Source organism: Halorubrum trapanicum, assembly GCF_017873555.1.
Taxonomy (GTDB): Archaea; Halobacteriota; Halobacteria; order Halobacteriales; family Haloferacaceae; genus Halorubrum; species Halorubrum trapanicum.
Window position 1 is genome coordinate 57,505 of sequence record NZ_JAGGKE010000003.1, and the last position, 21,829, is coordinate 79,333.

The 21,829-nt window shown below is 69.9% G+C and carries 20 protein-coding genes; 5 read left to right on the forward strand and 15 right to left on the reverse strand.

The genetic code is table 11. The features are described from left to right. Window positions 1-29 precede the first annotated feature (29 nt). Window positions 30-185 carry a hypothetical protein gene (locus J2744_RS04500; protein ID WP_209545127.1) on the forward strand — a complete coding sequence of 52 codons (156 nt, stop codon included), beginning with the start codon at window positions 30-32 and terminating at the stop codon, window positions 183-185. 65 nt (window positions 186-250) lie between these two features. On the opposite strand, the gene argF is transcribed toward J2744_RS04500, so the two are convergent. The 9 genes from argF to J2744_RS04545 all read right to left on the reverse strand — a co-directional run bounded on the left by argF (window position 251) and on the right by J2744_RS04545 (window position 9,702). Further along, complete coding sequence (argF, locus tag J2744_RS04505; RefSeq protein ID WP_209545129.1) at window positions 251-1,150, reverse strand: ornithine carbamoyltransferase; 900 nt, start codon at window positions 1,148-1,150, stop codon at window positions 251-253. Between the two features lie 67 nt (window positions 1,151-1,217). After that, window positions 1,218-2,390, reverse strand: coding sequence for a [LysW]-lysine hydrolase (locus J2744_RS04510; protein ID WP_209545131.1), 1,173 nt, complete (start codon window positions 2,388-2,390; stop codon window positions 1,218-1,220). Beyond that, window positions 2,390-3,517 (reverse strand): aspartate aminotransferase family protein, encoded by a 1,128-nt coding sequence (locus J2744_RS04515; protein ID WP_209545133.1) that lies wholly within the window; start codon window positions 3,515-3,517, stop codon window positions 2,390-2,392. The genes J2744_RS04510 and J2744_RS04515 overlap by 1 nt, the downstream gene beginning before the upstream one ends. Next, complete coding sequence (locus J2744_RS04520; RefSeq protein ID WP_209545135.1) at window positions 3,514-4,491, reverse strand: acetylglutamate/acetylaminoadipate kinase; 978 nt, start codon at window positions 4,489-4,491, stop codon at window positions 3,514-3,516. Before J2744_RS04520 ends, J2744_RS04515 begins: the two co-directional genes overlap by 4 nt. Further along, entirely contained in the window at window positions 4,488-5,564 is a 1,077-nt protein-coding gene (gene argC / locus J2744_RS04525) for an N-acetyl-gamma-glutamyl-phosphate reductase (protein WP_209545136.1), read from the reverse strand. The genes J2744_RS04520 and argC overlap by 4 nt, the downstream gene beginning before the upstream one ends. Beyond that, a complete protein-coding gene (gene lysX / locus J2744_RS04530; protein WP_209545138.1) occupies window positions 5,561-6,481 on the reverse strand; it encodes a lysine biosynthesis protein LysX in 921 nt (306 codons plus the stop codon). Before lysX ends, argC begins: the two co-directional genes overlap by 4 nt. Window positions 6,482-6,521: 40 nt before the next feature. Then, the gene (gene lysW, locus J2744_RS04535; protein ID WP_004599337.1) at window positions 6,522-6,710 is read right to left on the reverse strand and encodes a lysine biosynthesis protein LysW; all 189 of its coding nucleotides are present in this window, start codon (window positions 6,708-6,710) and stop codon (window positions 6,522-6,524) included. A gap of 222 nt (window positions 6,711-6,932) precedes the next feature. After that, complete coding sequence (gene argH / locus J2744_RS04540; RefSeq protein ID WP_209545140.1) at window positions 6,933-8,453, reverse strand: argininosuccinate lyase; 1,521 nt, start codon at window positions 8,451-8,453, stop codon at window positions 6,933-6,935. Window position 8,454: 1 nt separating this feature from the next. Next, a complete protein-coding gene (locus tag J2744_RS04545) occupies window positions 8,455-9,702 on the reverse strand; it encodes an argininosuccinate synthase (RefSeq protein WP_209545142.1) in 1,248 nt (415 codons plus the stop codon). Window positions 9,703-10,194: 492 nt separating this feature from the next. Here J2744_RS04545 and J2744_RS04550 point away from each other — a divergent pair, with 492 nt between their 5' ends. After that, entirely contained in the window at window positions 10,195-10,464 is a 270-nt protein-coding gene (locus J2744_RS04550) for a hypothetical protein (protein ID WP_209545144.1), read from the forward strand. 97 nt (window positions 10,465-10,561) lie between these two features. On the opposite strand, the gene hemL is transcribed toward J2744_RS04550, so the two are convergent. The 4 genes from hemL to J2744_RS04570 all read right to left on the reverse strand — a co-directional run bounded on the left by hemL (window position 10,562) and on the right by J2744_RS04570 (window position 15,895). Further along, window positions 10,562-11,899: a glutamate-1-semialdehyde 2,1-aminomutase gene (gene hemL / locus J2744_RS04555; RefSeq protein ID WP_209545146.1), complete on the reverse strand. Its 1,338-nt coding sequence runs from the start codon at window positions 11,897-11,899 to the stop codon at window positions 10,562-10,564. 113 nt (window positions 11,900-12,012) lie between these two features. After that, on the reverse strand, window positions 12,013-13,692 hold the full coding sequence (locus tag J2744_RS04560) for an ammonium transporter (protein WP_209545148.1): 1,680 nt from the start codon (window positions 13,690-13,692) through the stop codon (window positions 12,013-12,015). Between the two features lie 495 nt (window positions 13,693-14,187). Continuing rightward, a complete protein-coding gene (gene radA / locus J2744_RS04565) occupies window positions 14,188-15,219 on the reverse strand; it encodes a DNA repair and recombination protein RadA (RefSeq protein ID WP_096394319.1) in 1,032 nt (343 codons plus the stop codon). Between the two features lie 175 nt (window positions 15,220-15,394). After that, window positions 15,395-15,895 carry an amino acid-binding protein gene (locus J2744_RS04570; RefSeq protein WP_209545150.1) on the reverse strand — a complete coding sequence of 167 codons (501 nt, stop codon included), beginning with the start codon at window positions 15,893-15,895 and terminating at the stop codon, window positions 15,395-15,397. Window positions 15,896-16,055: 160 nt separating this feature from the next. Here J2744_RS04570 and J2744_RS04575 point away from each other — a divergent pair, with 160 nt between their 5' ends. After that, window positions 16,056-18,284 carry an ATP-dependent DNA helicase gene (locus tag J2744_RS04575; protein WP_209545152.1) on the forward strand — a complete coding sequence of 743 codons (2,229 nt, stop codon included), beginning with the start codon at window positions 16,056-16,058 and terminating at the stop codon, window positions 18,282-18,284. 30 nt (window positions 18,285-18,314) lie between these two features. Here J2744_RS04575 and J2744_RS04580 read toward each other — a convergent pair whose 3' ends face one another. Together J2744_RS04580 and J2744_RS04585 are read right to left on the reverse strand one after the other, a co-directional pair. Then, the gene (locus J2744_RS04580; protein WP_209545154.1) at window positions 18,315-18,674 is read right to left on the reverse strand and encodes a DUF7473 family protein; all 360 of its coding nucleotides are present in this window, start codon (window positions 18,672-18,674) and stop codon (window positions 18,315-18,317) included. A 118-nt stretch (window positions 18,675-18,792) separates the two neighbouring features. Beyond that, the gene (locus J2744_RS04585; protein ID WP_209545155.1) at window positions 18,793-19,353 is read right to left on the reverse strand and encodes a TATA-box-binding protein; all 561 of its coding nucleotides are present in this window, start codon (window positions 19,351-19,353) and stop codon (window positions 18,793-18,795) included. Between the two features lie 84 nt (window positions 19,354-19,437). Between J2744_RS04585 and J2744_RS04590 the strand changes: the two genes are divergently transcribed. Next, on the forward strand, window positions 19,438-20,577 hold the full coding sequence (locus tag J2744_RS04590; protein WP_321169786.1) for a THUMP domain-containing protein: 1,140 nt from the start codon (window positions 19,438-19,440) through the stop codon (window positions 20,575-20,577). Between the two features lie 105 nt (window positions 20,578-20,682). Continuing rightward, window positions 20,683-21,807, forward strand: coding sequence for an ORC1-type DNA replication protein (locus J2744_RS04595; RefSeq protein ID WP_209545157.1), 1,125 nt, complete (start codon window positions 20,683-20,685; stop codon window positions 21,805-21,807). The last annotated feature ends 22 nt before the right edge of the window (window positions 21,808-21,829 follow it).

Below are 21,829 nucleotides of genomic sequence, written 5' to 3' on the forward strand. Positions count from 1 at the left end.
TTTGTCCGCGGCGAAGCGATCGGTCCGGTATGGTCCTCACTGTCGTCGTTCCGGCCGCGGTCGCGTTCGTGTTCGTCGCGATCGCGGCGTACGTGGGCGCCCTCCGCGCGCTGGAGGTCTACTTCGATCCGAACCAGGACAGCGTCTTCCTCACGGACGACCGCGACCCGCCGCAACGCCCGTGACGCCGCGGTAGCTGCGGGCGCCACGACCGCGCCCGGCGGATCGCCCCTCCGGGCCGCACCGGACCTCACGCCCCGCCGAGCAGTTCGACGAGCAGCGCGTTCTGGGCGTGCATCCGGTTCTCCGCCTGGTCCCAGACGAGGGCGCGGTCGGATTCGAGCACGTCGTCGGTGACCTCCTCGCCGCGGTGTGCCGGGAGGCAGTGCATCACCTTCGCGTCGGTGCCGGCGAGCAGGTCGGCGTTCACCTGGAACCCGTCGAAGGCGGCGAGCTTCTCCTCGCGTTGGTCCTCCTGGCCCATCGAGATCCACACGTCGGTGTAGACGGCGTCGGCGCCCTCGATCGCCGCCTCGGGGTCGGTCGTCGGCTCCACATCCAGCCCGAACGCGGCGGCGCGGTCGAAGACTGCGGGGTCCATCCCGTAGTCGGCGGGCGTGGCGACGGAGACGTCGATCCCGGCCATCGCCGCGCCGACGACGAACGACTGCCCGACGTTGTTGCCGTCGCCGACCCACGCGACGGTCGCGTCCTCGCCGACCCTCTCCCGGATCGTCAGGAGGTCCGCGAGCGTCTGGCAGGGGTGCGCCTCGTCGGTGAGTCCGTTGATCACGGGGCAGTCGGCGTACTCGGCGAGCACTTCGACGTCCTCGTGGTCGAACAGTCTCGCCATCACGCCGTCGACGTACCGCCCGAGCACGCGCGCGGTGTCCTTCAGCGGCTCGCCGTGGCCCAGCTGGATGTCGTCGGGACCGAGGAACATCGCGTGACCGCCGAGGCGGGTCATCCCCGTCTCGAAGGAGACGCGGGTGCGCGTCGAGGGCTTCTCGAAGATCATCCCGAGCGTCGCGTCCGCCAGTCGCGGGTCGGTCTCGCCCGCCTTCATCGCGGCGGCGCGGTCGAGCAGGGCGTCCAGTTCGGCTGGCGTCACGTCGTCGATGTCGAGGAAGTCGTCGGTGGCGAGTGGCATCGTTGGTGTGGTGTGGGTCGTGGCGTGGTGTCGTTCGAAAACGGTCGGTTTCGGAGGCTGCGGCGGGTTACAGTCGCTCGCGACAGACCTCGGTCAGCACGCGCACGGCGCGGTCGAGGTCCGGGAGCGGCAGCCGCTCGTCCGGCGCGTGGTCCAGGTCGGAGTTGCCCGGGCCGTACGTGACCATCGGGCAGTCCCACGCGGCCGCGAAGAGGTTCATGTCGCTCGTGCCGGTCTTCCGGAGCAGGCGCACGTCGCCGCCCGTCGACCGGATCGCGACGCGGAACGCCCGCGCGAGGTCGGTCCGCGGGCTCTCCATCACGGGCGGCATCGGCTCGCCCCACTGGACCGACCCGGTCGACAGCTCCGCCTCCGCCAGCTCGTGGATCTCGTCGACCGGGCGCGAGGGCGGGATCCGCAGCTGAACCTCCATCGTCGTCTCCACGGCGAGTCCGTCGTCGCTCAGCCCGCCGTCGATCGAGATGGGTTTGGTCGTCACCTGGTCGAAGACGGCGGTCTCGGAGTCCTCCGGCGTGAACGTCTCCTCGACGCCGTGCCACCAGTCGATCGCGTGCTGGATCGCGTTCGGCTCCGGCCGCGAGGAGTGGCCCGACTCGCTGGTGTTCACGTACGTCCCCTCCAGCAGGCCGCGGTAGCCGAGGGTGATCCCCTGCCAGCCCGACGGCTCGCCGTTGATTACCGCCTCCGGGGCGTCGCGATCCTCGATGAGGGCGCGCGCGCCGCCGGAGTCGACCTCCTCGCGGACGACGCCGACGAAGGAGACCCCGGTCTTCACCGCCGCGACCGCCATCGCGACCAGCGGTCCCGTCGCGTCGACCGCGCCGCGGCCCCACAGCACGGGATCGCCCGGCTCGCCGGCGCGGACGTCGGACGGCTCCGGCAGTTCGCCCTCCGGCGGCGCCGGCCGCACCTCGACCGGGATGTCGCCGGGAACGGTGTCGACGTGCGAGGTGAGGAGGACGGCGTCGTCCGCCGGCGCGCGGACGTTGCCGACCTCGTCGATCCACGCCTCCCGGCCGTTCGCCTCGAAGAAGTCGACGAGGCGCTCGGCCGCCCGCTCCTCCTCGCCCGACGGCGAGGGGATCGAGACCATGTCGTACAGCAGCTTCCGGGCCGCCGTGTCGCAGGCCGCGGGGTAGCCGCCGCCCGCGACGACGTCGGTGCCGGCGGCCGCGGCCGACTCCTCGCTCTCCGCGTCGCGCTCCTTGCCGGCCGCCATCAGCCGATCACCTCGGCTATCGCGTCGACGACGGCGTCGGCGTGTTCGCGCTCTATCGTCAGCGGCGGCAGCAGCCGCAACACGGTCCGTCCCGCGGGAAGCGCGAGGACCTGGTGCTCGATGGCAAGGTCGCGCAGCAGGCGGTTCGACCCGCGGCGAACCTCGACGCCGATCATCAGTCCGTCGCCGCGCACGTCGCGGATGTCGTCGCCGAGGCGGTCGCGGAGCTCGCCGCGGAGGTAGCTCCCCATCTCGTCGGCGTGCGCGGGCAGCTCCTCGCGCTCGATCACGTCGAGGGTGGCGCCCGCCGCGGCCGACACCACCGGGCCGCCGGAGAACGTCGAGCCGTGGTCGCCCGAGTCCGCGGCGATCCAGTCGCGACACAGCGTCGCGCCGACCGGCAGCCCGCTGCCGAGTCCCTTCGCGGTCGTGAGGATATCGGGGACCACGTCGTGTCGCTCCGCCGCCCACATCGAGCCGGTCCGGCCGAGTCCGGTCTGGATCTCGTCGAGGATCATCGCGGCGCCCGCCGTTGCGGTCGCGTCCCGAACGGCCCGGAGGTACTCGGTCGAGGCGGGGTTGATCCCGCCCTCGCCTTGGAGCGGCTCTAAGATCACCGCCGCGGTGTCCTCGTCGACGGCCTCGCGCATCGCGTCGGCGTCGCCGTACTCGACGAACTCCACGCCGCCCGCGAGCGGGCCGAACCCCTCCTTGTACTTCTCTTTCCACGTCGTCGCGAGCGTCCCCATCGTCCGGCCGTGGAACCCCTGTGTGGTCGCGAGTATCTTCTCGCGGCCCGTCGCGTGCCGGGCGAACTTCAGCGCGGCCTCGTTCGCCTCGGTCCCGGAGTTACAGAGCCAGACGTCGTCCACGTCGCCGGGCGCGACCTCGGCCAGCCGCTCGTACAGCGCCGTCCGCGCCGCGTGCGGGTACGACGCCTGGACGTACATCAGGTCCTCCAGCTGGCTCGTCGCGGCGTCGACGACCTCGGGGTGACAGTGGCCGACCGGCGTACAGGCGTAGCTGGCGCCGAAATCGAGGTACTCGGTCCCGCTCGTGTCGGTGAGATACACCCCGTCGCCCGAGGCGATCTCGATCGGCTTCTCGGAGAAGACGAAACCGCTCACGCGGTCTCACCTCCTTCGGTTTCGGCGTCGTCCCCCTCGGCGTCGCCTTCGTCCGCGGCGTCCCCCTCGGCGTCGCCTTCGTCCGCGGCGTCGCCGTCGGTGTCGCCGCCGCCGAGCGCCGACCGCTCGATGACCGTTCCCTCGCCGCCGAGCGCGGCGACAACCGGGTCGCGGACGTTGGCGTCCGCGATCACGACGCGGCCGGAGCCGCCTTCGAGCGCCTCCGTCGCGGCCATCACCTTCTTGCCCATGAACCCCTCGGCGGCCTCCTCGACCGCCGCCAGTTCGTCGGGCGTCGCGGCCGCGTCGATGCGCGTCTCGGGGTCGTCCGGGTCGGCGTACACGCCGGAGACGTCGGTCAGCAGGACGAGGTCGGCGCCGAGCGCGCCCGCGACCGCCGCGGCCGCGCGGTCGGCGTCGGCGTTGACCGGGGTCACCTCGCCGTCCCCCTCGTCGCCCGCCATCGGCGGCGAGACGACCGGCGTGTAGCCGTCCGCGAGGAGGTCATCGAGGAGGTCGGCGTTCACCGACTCGATCGTCCCCGAGTGGTCGCCGCGCCGGATCTTCCGCGTCCCGTCCTCGACGACGCGGACGGCCGACTTGCGCGGGCCCGCGAGGAGCCCGCCGTCGACGCCGGAGAGACCGACCGCGTCGACCCCGGCCGAGCGGAACTCCGCCGTCAGCTCGGTGTTGAGCTTGCCCGCCATCGCCATCGCGAACGCCTCCATCGTCTCCGCGTCGGTGAACCGCCCCGTGACGCCGGAGGCGGACTCGACGTACTCCGGCTCGATGCCGAGCCGTTCGAGCGTCTCGTCGACCACCGTCGAGCCGCCGTGGACGACGACGACCGCGCGCCCGTTGGCGGCGAGGTGGGCGACGTCGCCGACCGCGCCGGCGGGGTCGACCGCCTTCGCGCCGCCGACCTTGACAACGACCGGCGGCTCGTCGACCGTCTCGTTCTCTCCACCGCTCATGGCGATCCCACCGGGTGAAGCCCGTCGAACTCCAGGCCGGCGGTCTCGGGCAGCCCGAGCGCGACGTTCGCCGCGTGGACCGCCTGCCCCGCCGACCCCTTGGTCATGTTGTCGATCGCCGAGAAGACGACGACGCGCCGGTTGCCGGGGTCGAGTTCGAAGCCGACCTCGCCGTGGTTCGTCCCCGCGACCGACTTCGGCTCGGGGTAGCGGTAGACGCCGCCCCCGCCCGAGACGATCCGCATGAACGGCTCGTCGGCGTAGGCGTCGCGGTACGCGCCCCACAGGTCCCCCTTCGAGACCGGCCCGTCGGGGAAGACGTGACAGGTCGCGCTCGCGCCGCGGACCATGTCGACCGCGTGGACGGTGAAGGAGACGGAGAGGCCGAGGTACGCCTCGATCTCCGCCTCGTGGCGGTGGCCCGTCGGCGCGTACGGGCGCACGACGCCCGAGCGCTCCGGGTGCGAGGAGGCCGCGCCGCCGCCGGCACCCCCCTCCGAGGACCCGACCTTCACGTCGACGACGACCTCGCCGGTCTCCGGGCCGAGCGCGCCCGCGTCGACGAGCGGCTTCAGCCCGAGGATCGTCGCGGTCGCGTTGCAGCCGCCGCCGGCGATCAGGTCGGCGCCGGGGAGGTTCTCGCGGTTGATCTCGGGGAGCGCGTACTCGGCGCGCTCCAGGTACTCGGGCGACTCGTGGCCGTCGTACCACTCGTCGTAGGCGTCGGCCTCCGGCAGCCGGAAGTCCGCCGAGAGGTCGACGACGGTGTCGGCCGCGTCGAAGAACTCGTCGATCCGGCCCATCGAGACGCCGTGGGGCGTCGCCGCGAACAGCACGTCGACCGACTCTAAGTCGTCGGGGTCCGAGAAGCGCAGGTCCAGCCCGCGCAGGTTCGGGTGCGAGCGCCCGACGGTCATGTTGTCGGCCGACCGCGAGGTGGCCTGAACGACCTCGAAGTTCGGGTGGCCGGCGAGGAGCCGCAGCAGCTCGCCGCCGGTGAATCCCGTCCCGCCGACGACGCTCGCGGTGTACGTCTCCGCGGCCGCTTCGTCGGTCTCGGCGTCCGCGGTCACGCGTCCACCTCCGAAACCCCTCCGTCGGCCAGCTCGACCGCCTTCGCCTCCAGCCAGTCGACGACCCGCGCGGGGACGTCGACCTCGGTGGCCGAATCGAGCGCCTTGAACTCGACGGTGTGGTTCACCTCGTGGACGGTGTACTCGCCGGGGCCGCCGATCTCGGCGGGGTCCGCGTCCGCCTCGACTCCCACCTCCATCAGGTCGACGCCGAGCATCCCGCCGCCGACCGCCTCGGAGGCGCGCTCGACAAGTTCGGTCGCGCGCTCGTCGAGGTCGAACGACTTCGTCTCACCGCCCTTCGCGGCGTTCGTGAGCCAGTGGTCCGACGAGCGCGTCATCGCGGCGATCGGCTCGCCGTCGACCGCCAGCACGCGGACGTCGCGGCCGGGCTTGTCGACGAACTCCTGGACGTAGAACACCTTGTGCTCGTAGTGGCCGAGCGTCTCCTTGTGTTCGAGGATGGCCTCGGCGGCGTTGCGCGAGTCGATCTTCGCCATCAGCCGCCCCCACGAGCCGGTGACCGGCTTGAGGACGCAGGGGTAGCCGAACGACTCGATCGCCTCCAGCGCGGCGTCCTTCGTGAACGCGACCTCCGTCGCCGGGGTCGGAATATCGGCCGCCGCGAGCGCGAGCGAGTTCTTCGCCTTGTCGGCGCAGACGTCGCCCGTCTCCGGGGAGTTGATCACGGGAACGCCGTAGCTGTCGAGGAACTTGGTCGCGTACAGCGACCGGCTCGTCGACAGGCACCGGTCGACGACGATATCGAGGTCGTCGACGTCGGCCGTGGTCGACTCCAGCCCGAACCGCTCCTTGCGGACGTCGATCTTCTCGACCTCGTGGCCGCGGTCGCGGAGCTCGCCGAGCAGGAGCTTCTCGTCCTTCCGGATCCGCGAGTAGAGGATCCCTATACGCATATCGACCACTCGCGTGTCGCGGCCGTGGCGGTCGTCGCCATTACTCGCCCCAGTCCTCCTCCAGTTCGGGCGCCTCCTCCAAGACGACCGGATCGAGCGAGATGACCTCAAGCTCGGTCCCGGTGACCGGACTGTCGATGATCTCGCCGACCTCGACGTCGGCCGGGATCTCGATTTCCTCGCCCGTGATCGGGTCCTCCGCGGTCAGCGTGTCGGTGTCGCTCGTCATCGTGGCAGACACTCGTCCTCGAATAGGCATAAAGGCTTCGAACTTATTGGATAGTTTACATAAAACGGATCGGACGCTAACGGGAGCAGTTCGACGAAATCGTGCCGTATCGAGATCGGATGTCAGATCTCGGTAGTAACTGTGTCCCCCTACGGGGACGGTCGCCGGCGTCGGTCGGATCGGCGCCGACCGAGCCGACGGTGGCCTCGCGGCCGTCGCGGCTCAGACATAGCGATCGACCTCCGCGTCCAGCGCCTCGCTCGCGGCGTCGAGCGCGTCGCGCTCGGCCGTCAGCGCGGCCTCGTCGTCTTCGATCCGGGAGCCGGCGGCGGCGAGTTCGTCGTCGACCGCCTCGGGGGCCGGTCCCCCGGCGGAGTCGCGGCTCGCGACGCTTTCGGCCGGGTCGAGCGCAGACTCCACGTCCTCGCGACTCACGTACGCGGAGAGGGGCTCGCCGGTCACCTTTCGAGTGGCCTCGTCAACTTTTGCGGCCGCCGCGTCCGGCGAGTCGCCGTCGTCGACCGCCTCCGCGGCCGCCGCGACGATCTCGTGGGCCGTGCGGAAGGGCATCCCGCCCATCGCGAGCAGGTCGGCGACGCCCGTCGCCGTCGAGAACCCCTCGCCCGCCGCGGCCGCGAGGGCGGCCTCGTCCCAGTCGGCGGTCGCGACCGCGCCCGCGACGACTTCCGTCGCGTCGCTCACGGAATCGACCGCGGTCCACGCGTGCGGCGTCGCCTCCTGTAAGTCGAGGTTGTACGCGCGCGGCAACCCCTTCAGCGTCGTCAGCAACCCGGTCACCTCTCCGGTCGCGGTGCCGGCCGTGGCACGGACCAGCTCGACCGGGTCCGGGTTCTTCTTCTGGGGCATGATCGATGACGTCGACGAGTAGTCGTCCGACAGCTCCACGAGCCCCCTGTTCGCGTAGATGATCAGGTCTTCCGCGATCCCCGAGAGCGTCGTCGCGTGCGTCGCGAGCGTCGCCGTCGTCTCCACGAGAAAGTCGCGTCCGGCCGAGGCGTCCATCGAGTTCCGGACAGTCCCGTCGAACCCAAGCAGCTCGGCGGTGCGGTCGCGGTCGATCTCGAACGGCGTCCCCGCGAAGGCGGCCGCGCCGAGCGGCGACCGGTTGACCCGGTCGTACGCGTCGAGCAGGCGTTCGGTGTCGCGGGCCACCGCTCCCTCGTAGGAGAGCAGGTAGTGCGCGACGGTCGTCGGCTGGGCCGGCTGGAGGTGCGTGTACCCCGGCATCACCGTCTCCGCGTGTTCGCTCGCGACCTCGACGAGCGCCTCGCGGGCGGCGACGGTCGCCTCGACCGCGTCCAGCAGGTCCTCGCGCAGGCGGTAGCGGATACAGGTCGCCACCTCGTCGTTGCGCGAGCGGGCGGTGTGCATCCGGCCGCCGTCGGGACCGATCCGGTCGATGACGGCGGTCTCGATCGCTTCGTGAACGTCCTCGCCGTCCGGGAGCGCGCCGTGGCCGGCGGTCTCCACGTCGTCGAGCGCGGCGAGTATCTCGCCCGCGACCGCGCTATCGACGATCCCCTGTTCCGCGAGCATCACCGTGTGCGCGCGGTCGACCGCGAGGTCGGCCGTGAAGATGCGCTCGTCGGCGTCGAGGCTCGACATGAACTCGCGGGCCGGACCGCCGCTGAAGCGGTCGCGGCGGACGGCGGTGTCGCCCTCGTCGGCGCCGCTCGCTCCCGCATCGGCGTCCGTCGCGGCGTCGGGATCGTCGTCGGTCATCTTAGCTCTGATCGTCGATCTCGTCGGTCTCGTTTTCCTTGCCGGAGCCGTCCGTCGCGAGCTCGGGCTTCGAGACGCTCGCCTTCACGTCGTTGGCGAGGCGCTCCTGGAGCCCGTGGTACTTCGCGACGCCCGTCGCGTCCGACTGGGCGATACCGGCCACGTCCTCGGTGTTGAACGAGGCCATCTCCTCGGAGTAGACGGCGTACTCGGAGTCGCGCGCGACGACGCGGCAGTCGCCGCCGGAGACCTTCACGGTCGCCGTGCCGGTCACCACGTCCTGCGTCTCGTCGACGAAGGCGTTCAGCGCGTCGACGACGGGCGCGAAGACGAGGCCCTCGTAGGCCTTCTCGGACCACTCCTGTTCGATCCCCTTCTTGAACGAGCGCTCGTTCTTCGTCAAGACGAGGTCTTCGAGCGCCTGATGGGCCGTCAGGAGGACGGTCGCGGCCGGATGTTCGTAGTTCTCGCGCACCTTCAGCCCGAGCATGCGGTCCTCCATCACGTCGGTGCGGCCGACGCCGTAGCCGCCGGCGTACTCGTTGAGGTGCTGGATGAGCGGGACCGGGTCCATCGCCTCGCCGTCGACCGCGACCGGGACGCCCCCCTCGAAGGTGACCTCGATGGTGGTCTCCCCTTCCGGCTCCGCGGTCCACTCGTAGATGTCCTCCGGCGGCTCGTAGTCCGGGTTCTCCAGCTTCCCGCCCTCGACCGCGCGCGACCAGATGTTCTCGTCGATGGACCAGACGCCGCCGTCGCCGGCCTCGACGGGCAGGTCCTTCTCCGCGGCGTAGTCGATCTCCCACTCGCGGGTGAGACCGAGCTCGCGCACGGGGGCGATCACTTCGAGGTCGGAGCCGCGCCAGACGGCCTCGAACCGGAGCTGGTCGTTGCCCTTGCCCGTACAGCCGTGGGCGATGGCGTCACAGCCCTGCTCCTCGGCGACGCCGAGGATCGCCTCGGCGATGACCGGGCGCGCGAGGGCGGTGCCGAGCGGGTAGCCCTGATAGCTGGCGTTGGATTTCACCGCGTCGAAACAGAGGTCCGCGAACTCCGCTTTCGCGTCGACGACGTGGATGTCGAGTCCGAGCGCCTCGGCGGTCTCCTCGGCCTCGTCGAACTCCTCGGTCGGCTGGCCGACGTCGACGTTGACGCCGATGACCTCGTCGTAGCCGTACTCCTCTTTCAGCAGCGGTACGCAGACGGTCGTGTCGAGTCCCCCACTGAACGCGAGTGCAACGGTTGCCATTACCAGTGTACACCCGGTCTACACTCTTAAATTCAGTGGTTTTAGTTTTGGAAGAAATTGGTGGAGCGGTCGCTCACGGCGACGAGAGTCGAGACTCTCCGGAACGAAACGGCGCGGACGCGACGAGGGATAGAGATTACTGGCCCGAGAGGGGCCGTCGTCGCGCCGCGCCGGAAGCCGGTCGCGGCGGTCGGACGCCTCGTCGCGGTCGCAGGACTCGTCGGTCTCGGAGAAGGGCGGCGTCGAGACGAGCCGCTGCGGTCATCTCGTGGAGATAGGCGTATTCGGGTATAAAAAAATTCCGTAACTCACGTCAGAACGCGGCGCGTGGTCGGGCGGCCGCGTCCGTGCCGCACGCGTTCGCCGTCGTCTCGGTACCGGTCCATAGCTCTCTGTCGCCGTACACCGGGTTCATAGTTCGTTTTACGTCTCTCTCGGGCATAACCCGATCTCATGGGGGCAAACGACAGGGTCAGACGGCGGTGTCGAGTCGTGACGGAACCGCGCCGCGACGGGGCCGTCACGCTGTACGGGTCCGGCGGCCGGATATATCAGGTCATCGACGCGGCCGAAGGCGTCCGCGGGCGGCTGGACGGGCTTCGCTCCGGAGACGTGGTCGAGGCCGTCTTGGAGCCGGTCCGCTGCCGAGGTGACGGCTGGCGGATCGCGCGGATTTGCGAGGCCCCGTCGTCCGCGTCCCCGCCTCGACGGTCGGAGCCGGACGCGGACGACGGCAGCGTCACGCGGTCGCGTCCGCGGTAGCAGCGCCGCTCCCCGTCGTCTCTCGTGCCCGCGCGGTGGCGCGGTCGCGCGCCTCGGGGTACAACTCGCGGGCCTCCGAGCGCGCGACGGCGCCGACTCAGATCGCCTCTCGGTACGCCTCCAGCGTCTTCTCGACGTCCGCCTCCGTGTGCGCGTAGGAGGTGAACTGGCACTCGAACTGGTTCGCCGTGAGGAACACCCCCTGCTCTTTCATCTCCTGCCAGAACACGCGCTCCCAGCGGTCGGTCGCGGCCGCGGCCACGTCGGCGCCGTTCTTCGGACAGGAGTCGTAGCGGTCGCAGTCGGGGTCCTGCCGGCAGCCGCCCGCACAGCAGTCGTCCGGGTCGTCGGGCGCCTCGCGGGTGAACACCGTCTTGAACATCGAGTCGGTGCCGACGACGGTGTACTCGGGGGCGCGCTCCGCGCAGATCTCCGCGATCCCCTCGCGGAGCTTTCGGCCGAGCCGGTTGACGTGTTCGTACACGTCGTTTTCGGCCGCGTACTCCAAGGTGGCCTTCCCCGCCGCCATCGTCACGGGGTGGCCGGAGAACGTTCCGGACTGGAACACGTCGCCCGCGGGCGTGAACTCCTCGACGATCTCCGCTTTCCCGCCGATCGCGCCGACCGGGAAACCGCCGCCGATGATCTTGCCGAACGTCGTCACGTCGGGAGTGACGCCGAACTTCGACTGCGCGCAGCCGAGACCGCCGACCCGGAACCCGGTGATCACCTCGTCGAAAACCAACAGCGAGCCGTAGTCGTCACAGAGGTCTCGGAGCGTCTCGTGGTAGCCGGCGACCGGGGTGACGATCCCGGTGTTGGCTAAGATCGGCTCGACGAGGACGGCCGCGATATCGTCGCCGTGTTCCGCGAACACCTCCTTGGCGGCCTGCGGGTCGTTAAAGGGGATCGGGAGGGTGTGCTGCGCGAACTCCTCCGGGATCCCCGTCGTCGACGGGTGGTGATCGTCCGGCGACCCCTCCACCAGCGTCGACTCCTGTGCGCCGTGGTAGCCGCCCTGCATCACGACGATCTTGTCGCGGTCGGTGTGGCCGCGGGCCAGTCGCACCGCCGAGACGGTCGCCTCCGTCCCGGAGTTGACGAAGCGGATCGACTCCACGCTCGGGACGTGTCGCGCCACGAACTCGGCGTGTTCGACCTCGATCTCCGTCGGCGCGCCGTACATCGGTCCCTCCGCGACGTGCGACTGGATCGCCGCCTCGACCGGGTCCGGCAGGTCGTGGCCGTACAGCAGCGGGCCGTACCCCATCACCCAGTCGACGTAGCGGTTGCCGTCGGCGTCGATCACGTGGCCGCCGTCGCCGCGCTCGACGAAGAACGGGTGCGGCATCGTCGCCCGGACCGAGGAGTTGACCCCGCCCGGCATCACCGACAGCGCGCGGTCGTACAGCCCGCGCGAGCGCTCGTGGTTCATACCGACCGGTTGGAGCGTCGGGCTGAAAGTAGTTGCCGAACCGTCGTCCGGTTCGGCCCGCGAAAAAGCGTCTCCGTTGTTCGTGTCGCCTCCGCTGGTCGCGCGCTGTCCGCTTACACCGCCTCCGGACCGCTCGCGCCCGTGCGGACCTGGAGCGCGTCCTCGACCGGGAGGATGAACACCTTGCCGTCTCCCGGCTCGCCGGTCTTCGCTGCGCCGGCGATCGCCTCCGCGACCTCATCGGCCGGGATGTCGGCGACGACGACCTCGACTTTCACCTTCTGGTGGAGGTCGACGGTGAACTCCTCGCCGCGCCACTGGCCCTTCTTCGCGGGCTGAGAGCCGCGGCCGGAGACGTTCGTTACGGTGAGCGAGGGGGCGTTAACCTCCGCGAGCGACTGCTTGATGGCCCCGAGCTTGTCGGGACGGACGACCGCGGTGACCATCTTGATCTCCGAGCCAGTCTCCTCGCCGCCGTCGGCGCGCGGGGACTCGTCGGTCGTGTCGACGACGGAGGCACCGCCGTCGGTCGCGACGTTCGTCTTCCCGAACTCGGGGTACGTCTCGACGCCGTGCTCGCTGACGTCGAGCCCGTCGCGCTCGTGGTCGGGGGTGACGCGGGCCTGCCCGACGGCCTTGAACGCGCCGAAGACAAGGGCGGTCGCGACGACCGTCCACGCGGTGATGACGACGACGCCGATGACCTGCGAGACGAGCAGGTCCATCGAGAAGCCGTCGACGTGGATGAACGGCAGCGCGAGGACGCCGATGACGCCCGCGGAGCCGTGAACCGGGAAGACCGCGCACACGTCGTCGATCTTCATCTTGTCCGAGACGAACTCGAACACGAGCGGGAGCTGGAGACCGCAGATCAGCGCGACCGCGATGGCGCCCCACCAGGTGATCGCGTTGGCGGTGCCGGTGACGGCGACGAGTCCCGCCAGCACGCCGTTGGCGACGTACAGGGTGTCGACCTTCTTCGTGAGGTACATCGAGCCGAGCGCCGCACCGACCGCCCCGGCACCCATGCCGAGCGTCGTCGTCAGGGAGACGCGGCCGACCGCGGCGTAGCCGCCGAGCGCGAGTTCGCCGGACTCCGTGACCGAGAAGACGGTCGCGGTCGTCCCGACGTTGAACCCGTACCAGCCGAACGCCAGGACGAGGGTCCCGAGCACCGCGAACGTCATCGAGTGACCGGGGATGACGTTCGTGGAGCCGTCCTCGGCGTAGCGGTCCATGCGCGGTCCGAGCATGTACGCCGCGGTGAGGCCGGCGATGCCGCCGACGCCGTGGACGATCATCCCGCCCGCGAAGTCGGTGAAGCCGAGCCCGGCACCGCCGAGGAAGCCGCCGCCCCAGGTGATGCCCGCCACGACCGGGTAGATGACCGCGGAGATGGCGACCGTGTACGCCACGTACGCGCGGAGCTTCGCCCGTCCGGCGACCGCGCCGGAGACGATCGTCGCCGCCGTCATCGCGAAGACGGCGCCGAACAGCCAGCTGTTGACCCACCCGCCGTCGCTGAGGGCCGTCGCCGGAGAGAAGCCGCCTCCGGAGGCGAGTCCCTCGACGCCGAACCCGATCAGGAAGTACACCAGGACGCCGACCCCCCAGGTGAGGAGGTTCTTCGTGAGCTGGTTCGCGACGTTCTTCGCGCGCACCTGCCCCGCTTCGAGCATCGCGAAGCCGGCGTGCATGAAGAAGATGAGGAAACAGACCACCGCGACCCACATCAGGTTCACGCCCTCCGCGAGGACGCTCGGATCGATCGAGGCGAGCACGCCGCCCGTCACGTGTCGGTCACCTCTACTGAACGCTCGTTCGGTTCAAACCGCACTTCGCTCGGATTCATGTGTTGAATCACGTTTCCACTCCCGGGAACGGCTATATATAAACGTTCGAGTTGGGTTTCACAAAAAATCTGCTTGATAATACTGCGCCCGTCCGATATAAGGATATAGCTATGGAATATAAGGACGTTTCCTCGGGTGTTTCGTGGCAATCATTGCGCTCGAAGCCAACGATCGTTGTGTAAGATGACTAACTGTTCTGTTGCGATCCCCCCTCGACGGCCGTTTCCGGACCGTGCGCGGCCCCTTCTGGCGAGTATTGCCACAGCGCTGTCCCGCGATCGGACGCGGTACGGACTGTCCGTCTCGAATTCGGGCGATACGGACCTCGTCGACAGAAATTAACGTTTGTCAACCAGTCTCTCGCTCGACCGATCGGATCGATCGATCGACGGCGGGTTCGACGCGACACCGCCGACCGATTCCGGGGAAACCCGGCTATTCGGGCTTCAGACCCTCGTTCTGGACGCGCATCACGGCCTCGCCGTCTGCGAGGTTCGGCGCGTCGACGAGGCGGACGATCCGCTTGTCGCCCTTCGACTTCCGGAGGTAGATCCGGAACGTGGAGGCGTGGCCCAGGATGTTGCCGCCGATCGCCTGTGTCGGGTCACCGAAGTAGGAGTCCGGGTTCGACGCCACCTGGTTCGTGACGAGGATGGCGGTGTTGTACAGGTCGCCGAGTCGCATCAGGTCGTGGAGGTGTTTGTTGAGCTTCTGCTGTCGCTCCGCGAGTTCGCCCCGGCCGACGTACTCCGCGCGGAAGTGCGCGGTGAGCGAGTCGACGCAGACGATCCGGATCGGCCACTCCGTCTCCTCGTGTTCGCCGGCCAGCTCCTTCGCCTTCTCGGCGAGCAGGATCTGGTGGTTGGAGTTGAACGCCTTCGCGACGTGGATCTGGTCTAAGAACGCGTCGACCAGGTCCTCCAGGGCCTCCTCGTCGCTCGGGGTGCCCTCGATCTCGCGGCGCTCCATCTCGTCGGCGAGGATCTCGTCGTCGAGTCCGCGGACCATGTCGTCGATCCGCTCCGGGCGGAACGTGTCCTCGGAGTCGACGAAGATACACCCGCCCTCCAGTCCGCCGTTCTCCTTCGAGAGCTGGACGTTGACGGCCATCTGGTGGGTGACCTGCGACTTCCCGGAGCCGAACTCGCCGTACACTTCCGTGATCGACTGGGTCTCGATGCCGCCGCCGAGCAGGTCGTCGACCTCGTCGATCTGCCAGGAGAGCTTGCCGATCTCCTGCCGGCGTTCGAGCACGGTCGCGCCCGTCTCGAAGCCGCCGACGTCGGCGGCCTCGCGGGCGGCGTTGATGATGTCGCTGGCGGACGACTCGCCGATGTCGGCGGTGTTCGACATCTCGCCGGGGCTGGCGACCGCGATCGACTGGTAGCTCTCGAATCCGTTGTCCACGAGCTTGTCCGCGGTCGCCGGGCCGACGCCGGGGAGGTCCTCGAGTTCGTCTTCAGGCATGTACACGACCCTTGTTCGCCATCGGGTATAAAGGCTGGTTTACACCCCAGTGAAAGTGAAATTCGAGAGGCGCCGTCCCTCGGTCGCGGCTCTCTCTCTCAAAAGCGCTCGCCGGGGCGACTCGGCCCACCGGGCGGTGAAACTGGTCGGCGGTCCCGAAAACGGTCCTCGACTGTCAAAACCCCACGCGGCGGACGTAGTCGAGGTCGCGGATCTCAACGAGCAGGTCGCCCGGCAGCTCGGCGTCGGTGATCACGTACAGCTTCGGGTCGTCGGTGAACTCGGGGTCCTCGCTCAACACCTGCCGGATCGAGACGTCGCGGTCGGCCAGGATCGAGGTCACCTCGGCGACGATCCCGGCCTCGTCGGCGGCCGCGACCTCGATGGTGAGCACCGTGAGATCCAACACCGGGGCGAGATCCATCAGGCTCGGGATCGACGAGATGTTGGTGAAGATACGCTTCAGTTCGGGGTCGGCGAGGATCGCGTCCGTCGTCGAGTCCACGACGCGCCGGTCGACGTCGAGTTCGCGCGCGATGCCGGTGTACGGGATCTCGATCCCGCCGGAGACGACCCGCCCCTCCTCGTTGACCGAGAAGCCGCGCTCCAAGAACAGCCGGATCACCGCCTGCTGGCTGGGTGATCCCTCGAACTTCTCGAGGATCTCGTCGAACATTCGTCTCCCGATGCTCGCCGCGCGCTGTTAAATTGGCGGGTGCGTCGCCGGTGGTCGGGCGGTACGGGCAGCGAGGGCGACGGCGGATCGACCGCGGCGACGCGACCACTTCCGCTCCGCCACCCGACCCCTTTTGGCCGGTGGCGACGAACCCCACCCCGTGTCAGAGTCGCCGCACCTGCGGTTCTTCCCGTACGAGGAGCCGTACCCGAACCAGCGCGAGGCGATGGACAGGGTCGCCAACGCGCTGGACCGCGGACAGGACGTGCTGTTCGAGGGCGCGCCCGGGACGGGGAAGACCCTCTCCGCGCTCGTGCCCGCGCTCGAACACGCCCGCGAGCACGACCGCACGGTCGTCATCACGACCAACGTCCACCAGCAGATGCGGCAGTTCGTCGAGGACGCCCGCGCGATCACCCGCGAGGAGCCGATCCGCGCGGTCGTCTTCAAGGGGAAGTCGTCGATGTGTCACATCGACGTCGACTACCAGGAGTGTCAGACCCTCCGCGACACCACCCGCGAGATGGTGGAGACGGAAAACGAGGTCCGCGAGCTGGAGTCGCGGCAGCGCGAGCTGCTGGCCGAGAGCCGCGAGGGCGACGCGAGCGCCGCCGAGGCCCGCGAGGCGATCATGGACGAACTCGACGAGCTGGAGGCCGAGGTCGACGAGTTCGAGGCCGCGAACGTCTGCGAACACTACCGCAACAACCTCACCCGCGACACCGAGGAGTTCTTCGGGTGGCTCTTCGAGGACGTCCGGACTCCCGACGACGTGTACGAGTACGCCGACGAGCGCGAGCTGTGCGGCTACGAGCTGTTAAAGGAGGGGATGGAGGGCGTCGACCTGGTCGTCTGTAACTACCACCACCTGCTCGACCCGAACATCCGCGAGCAGTTCTTCCGCTGGATCGACCGCGACCCGAGCGAGATAATCACCGTCTTCGACGAGGCGCACAACATCGAGGACGCCGCCCGCGACCACGCCACCCGGACGCTGACGGAGAACACCCTCGACGCCGCGCTCGACGAGCTGGCCGACAGCGACGACTCCCGCGCGGCGCCGGCCGAGAACGTCCTCCGGGCGTTCCGCGACGCCCTCGCCGAGACGTACGAGGACGCGCTCGGGTTCGGCGGGGTCGACGAGAACTGGGAGGACGTCTCCATCGCCAACGACGATCGCCGCGACGACCTCACGCTGGCGTTCCTCCGCAACTACGAGGGGAACGGAATCGACGCCGAGACCGAGCTCGCCGTACAGCTCGGGCAGGCGATAGACGAGGAGTACGAGCGCCGCTACCGCGACGGGGAGGCGACGACGCGGTCGGAGTCGCAGACGCTTCAGGCCGCCCGCTTCGTCTCGACGTGGATGGACGAGGGGGCGGAGTTCGGGCAGTACCCGGTGGTCTCCGTCCGCCGGGACGCCGGCACCGACGAGGCTTACGGTCGGGCGGAGCTGTACACCTGTATCCCGCGGAGCGTCACCAGCGAGCTGTTCGACGAGGTGGCCGCCTCGGTCCTGATGAGCGCGACGCTGCGCCCGTTCGACGTGACCGAGGACGTGCTGGGACTGGAGGACGTCGCGTCGATGGCCTACGAGATGGGCTACCCCGAGGAGAACCGCCGGACGTTCGCCGCCGACGTGCCGCCGCTTTTCGCCTCCGACCGCAACGACCCGGAGACCCAGGAGGCGGTGGCGTCGCTGCTCCGCGACGCGATCCGGTTTACGCCCGGCAACACGCTCGCCTTCTTCCCGTCGTACGCGGAGGCGGAGCGCTACCACGAGCGCCTCACCGGCGGGAGTCTGGGAGGCGGCCCGGGCGGCGGGAGCGACGCGAGCGGCGGGCCGACCGGAGGCGAAGACGCCGACCTCGGCCCGATCCACCTCGACGGTCCCGGCGAGGACGAGGAGCGGATCCGTCGCAAGTTCGTCGAGAGCGACGGCGCCGCGCTGTTCACCTCGCTGTGGGGAACGCTCGGCGAGGGGGTGAGCTTCGACGGCGACGACGCCCGCACGGTCGTCGTGGTCGGCGTCCCGTACCCGCACCTCTCGGACCGCACCGAGGCGGTCCAAGACGCCTACGACCGGGCGTTCGCCGACCGCGACCGCTCCCGCGATCCGGGGTGGACGTACGCGGTCGAGATCCCGACGATCCGCAAGACGCGACAGGCACTCGGCCGGGTGATCCGCGGGCCGGAGGACTTCGGCGTCCGGATCCTCGCCGACCGCCGCTACACGACCGCCGACATGGGGAAGTACTCGGTCCGGTCGGCGTTTCCCCCGGAGGAGCGCGAGGAGCTGCTCGACGTCGACCCCGAGAAGCTGAAGTTCGCGACCCTGAACTTCTATCAGGACCACGACGCGTACGACGGGCCGCCGCCGTCGCCGTGAGGCGGTCGCGCGGGACCACTCGCCGCGACCTCACCCCGGCATCGACGCGAGCAGGATCGAGACCAGGAGCAGCACGCCGATGAGCAGCGTCGTGACCACGGCGTGGATCAGCGTCATCGCGGCCACGAGCCGCCGCGGCTGCTCGTAGCTCCACCAGAACATCGTTCCGTCCACGAGGAGCGCGGCGAGGAGGATGAGTCCCGCGGGGAGTTCGAGCGCGTTCCCGACGACGCTTATCACCGCGGGCAGCGGGCCGATGTAGAGGGCGCGCCGCGGGTCGACGTCGCCGAGGACGTTCCGGGCCGCGACGTGCGCGGTGATGGAGAGGAACAGCGCCAACAGGACGGTCGTCCCGAGCACGGAGACCGGCGTCACCGTCTGTAAGAGCATGGGCGACCTACGGGGCGAGGGGTAAAAGTGGCCGCGGAACGCGTCCGCGGCGCCGCCGTTTCGAAGCCGTGTCGCCGTCGCTTCGAGTTCTCGTCGCCGTCGTTTCGGGTCCGCGGCGTCAGTCCAGCAGGCCCAGCCCGTTCAGCTCCTCGACTATCACGTCGACGGCGGCCGCGGCGTCTTCGGGACTCGTCCCGCCCGTGACGACGACCTTGCCGCTGCCGAACAGCAGCGCGACGACCTCCGGCTCGTCGAGCCGGTAGACGAGCCCGGGGAACTGCTCCGGCTCGTACTCGATGTGTTCCAAGCCCAGCCCGATCGCGATCGCGTTCAGGTTCAGGCTCTCGCCCAGATCGGCCGACGTGACGATGTTCTGGACCGTTATCTCCGGATCCTCGATCGGGATCTGGAGGGCGCGAAGCTCCTCGAACACGATGTCGAGGCTCTCGTGGACCGCCTCGATCGAGTTCGCGCCGGTACAGACGATCTTCCCCGACCGGAAGATCAGCGCGGCCGACTTCGGGTCGGTGGTGCGGTAGACGAGTCCGGGGAACTGCTCGGGGTCGTAGTCGGCGCCTTCGAGGTCCATCGCGACGCTCTGGAGATCGAGCTCTTGTCCGATCCCCGTGGAGGCAACGACGTTCTCTACGGTGATCGTCTCCTTCGGATCGGCCGTCATTACCTTCTTTCTCGCCCGAACGCCGTAAAAAGGTGGCTGGTCGGAACCGCCACGCTATTGCCGTCGCCGCGCGGAGACGTCGGCGTGTACTGGCTCGAACTCGCCGGCGAGACCGACGCCTTCGCCGCCCGCGAGGCCGCGACCGCCGCGACGGGCGTCGACCTCCTCGCGCCGGGGATCGCGCGGACCGGCGGTATCGACCGTTCCCACGCTCGCCGGCTCGCGTACACCCGCGCCGCGCACGAGGCGGTCGCCCGCACGGACGCCGACGTCGACGCCGCGGCCGCCGCGCTCCGGGCGGCGTCGCTCGACCGGTCCGGCAGCGTCGCGGTCCGCGCCCGGAACGTCCGGGGAACGTCCGGAATTTCCACCGAGGCGGCCGAGCGCGAACTCGGCGGCGTCCTCGTCGACCGCGGGTTCGACGTCGACCTCGACGACCCCGACCACGTCCTCCGCGCGCTCTTTTCGGCCGGCGCGCGCGCCGAACACGACGCGATAGCCGGCGCCGACGGCGGCGACGCGGATCTCTGCGCGCTCGGGTGGGTCGCGGTCGAGGCCGCCCGCGACTTCGCGCCGAAGCCCACCGACCGGCCCTTCTTCCAGCCGGGGAGCATGGCCCCGGCGGACGCCCGCGCCTACGCCAACCTCGCGGGCGCCGCCCCCGGGCGGACCCTGCTCGACCCGATGTGCGGCACCGGCGGTCTCCCGCTGGAGGCCGGCCTCGTCGGCGCGGACGCCGTCGCCTGCGACGCGCAGGCGAAGATGGTCCGCGGCGCGCGGGAGAACTTCCGCGAGTACCTGGGCGGCGACGGCGCCCCCGACGCGGGCGCGACCGACGACGCCGAGCGATCCCCCGACTGGCACGTCGCGCGCGGCGACGCGACCGCGCTCCCCGTCCCGGACGACGCGGTCGACGGCGTCGCCTTCGACGCCCCCTACGGCCGGCAGTCGAAGATCGCCCGTCACGAGCTCGCGGACCTCGTCGCGGGCGCGCTCGACGAGGCCGCCCGGGTCGCGCCGCGCGCGGTGATCGTCGCCGACCGCGACTGGCGCGGTCCCGCCCGCGAGGCCGGCTGGACCGTCGACGCGGCGTTCGAGCGCCGGGTTCACCGGTCGCTGACGCGCCACGTGCTGGTGTTGCGCCGCGGGGACGCGAGCGGGGTTACGGCGACCGAGACCGCGATCCGGGCGGAGGGAACCGAGACCCGGCCGGACCGAGAGTGAACGAGCGATCGGCGGAATCGCTCCGATCGGGCGCTCGCGCGACAAGTTTCAGTTTCGCCCCGCCGCCGGGCAACGGTTAAGTGCGCGGCCTCTCGTGGTACTCGCATGACCGGGGACGCCGGGGACATGCTCTCGTGGGACGAGTCGGTGTTCCGCGACGAGTCGGTGTTCGAGATCGACCACGTCCCCGAGACGTTCCGTCACCGCGAGAGCCAGCTGGAGAACCTGAAGTACGCGCTCCGCCCCGCGGTGCGCGGCTCCCGCCCGCTCAACACGATGGTCCGCGGGCCGCCCGGGACCGGCAAGACCACCGCGGTCCAGAAGCTGTTCGGCGAGCTGGGCGCCCGGACCGAGGTGCGGACGGTGCGGGTCAACTGTCAGGTCGACTCGACGCGCTACGCGGTGTTCTCCCGGCTGTTCGAGGGGATCTTCGAGTACGAACCCCCCTCCTCGGGCATCTCCTTCAAGAAGCTGTTCGGCCAGATCACCGACCGCCTCGTCGAGGAGGACGAGGTCTTGGTCGTCGCCCTCGACGACGTGAACTACCTCTTCTACGAGAACGAGGCGTCCGACACGCTCTACTCGCTACTCCGCGCCCACGAGGCCCACTCCGGCGCGAAGATCGGCGTGATCGTCGTCTCCTCGGACCTCGGTCTCGACGTGATCGACGACCTCGACACCCGGGTCCAGTCGGTCTTCCGCCCCGAGGAGGTGTACTTCCCCGTCTACGACGCGACCGAGATCTACGACATCCTCGCCGAGCGCGCCAAGCGCGGCTTCCACGAGGGGGTCATCGGCGACGCCGAACTGGAGCGCGTCGCCGACCTCACCGCAGACAGCGGCGACCTCCGGGTCGGGATCGACCTCCTGCGCCGGGCCGGACTCAACGCCGAGATGCGCGCCTCGAAGACGATCTCGGAGGAGGACGTCGAGGAGGCGTACGACAAGTCGAAGCACGTCCACCTCTCGCGGTCGCTCCGTGGTCTCTCGGAGTCCGAGCGCGACCTCGTCCGCGTCCTCGCCGCCAACGACGGCGAGCGCGCCGGCGCGGTGTACGACGCGTTCAACGACGAGACCGACCTCGGCTACACCCGCTACTCCGAGATCATCAACAAGCTCGACCAGCTCGGCGTGATCGACGCGGAGTACGCCGACGTCGACGGCCGCGGCCGCTCCCGCGAGCTCTCGCTCGCGTATGACGCGGAGGCGGTGTTAGACCGGCTGGAGTGAGCGGTCTCGTCCCGTTCCGGTG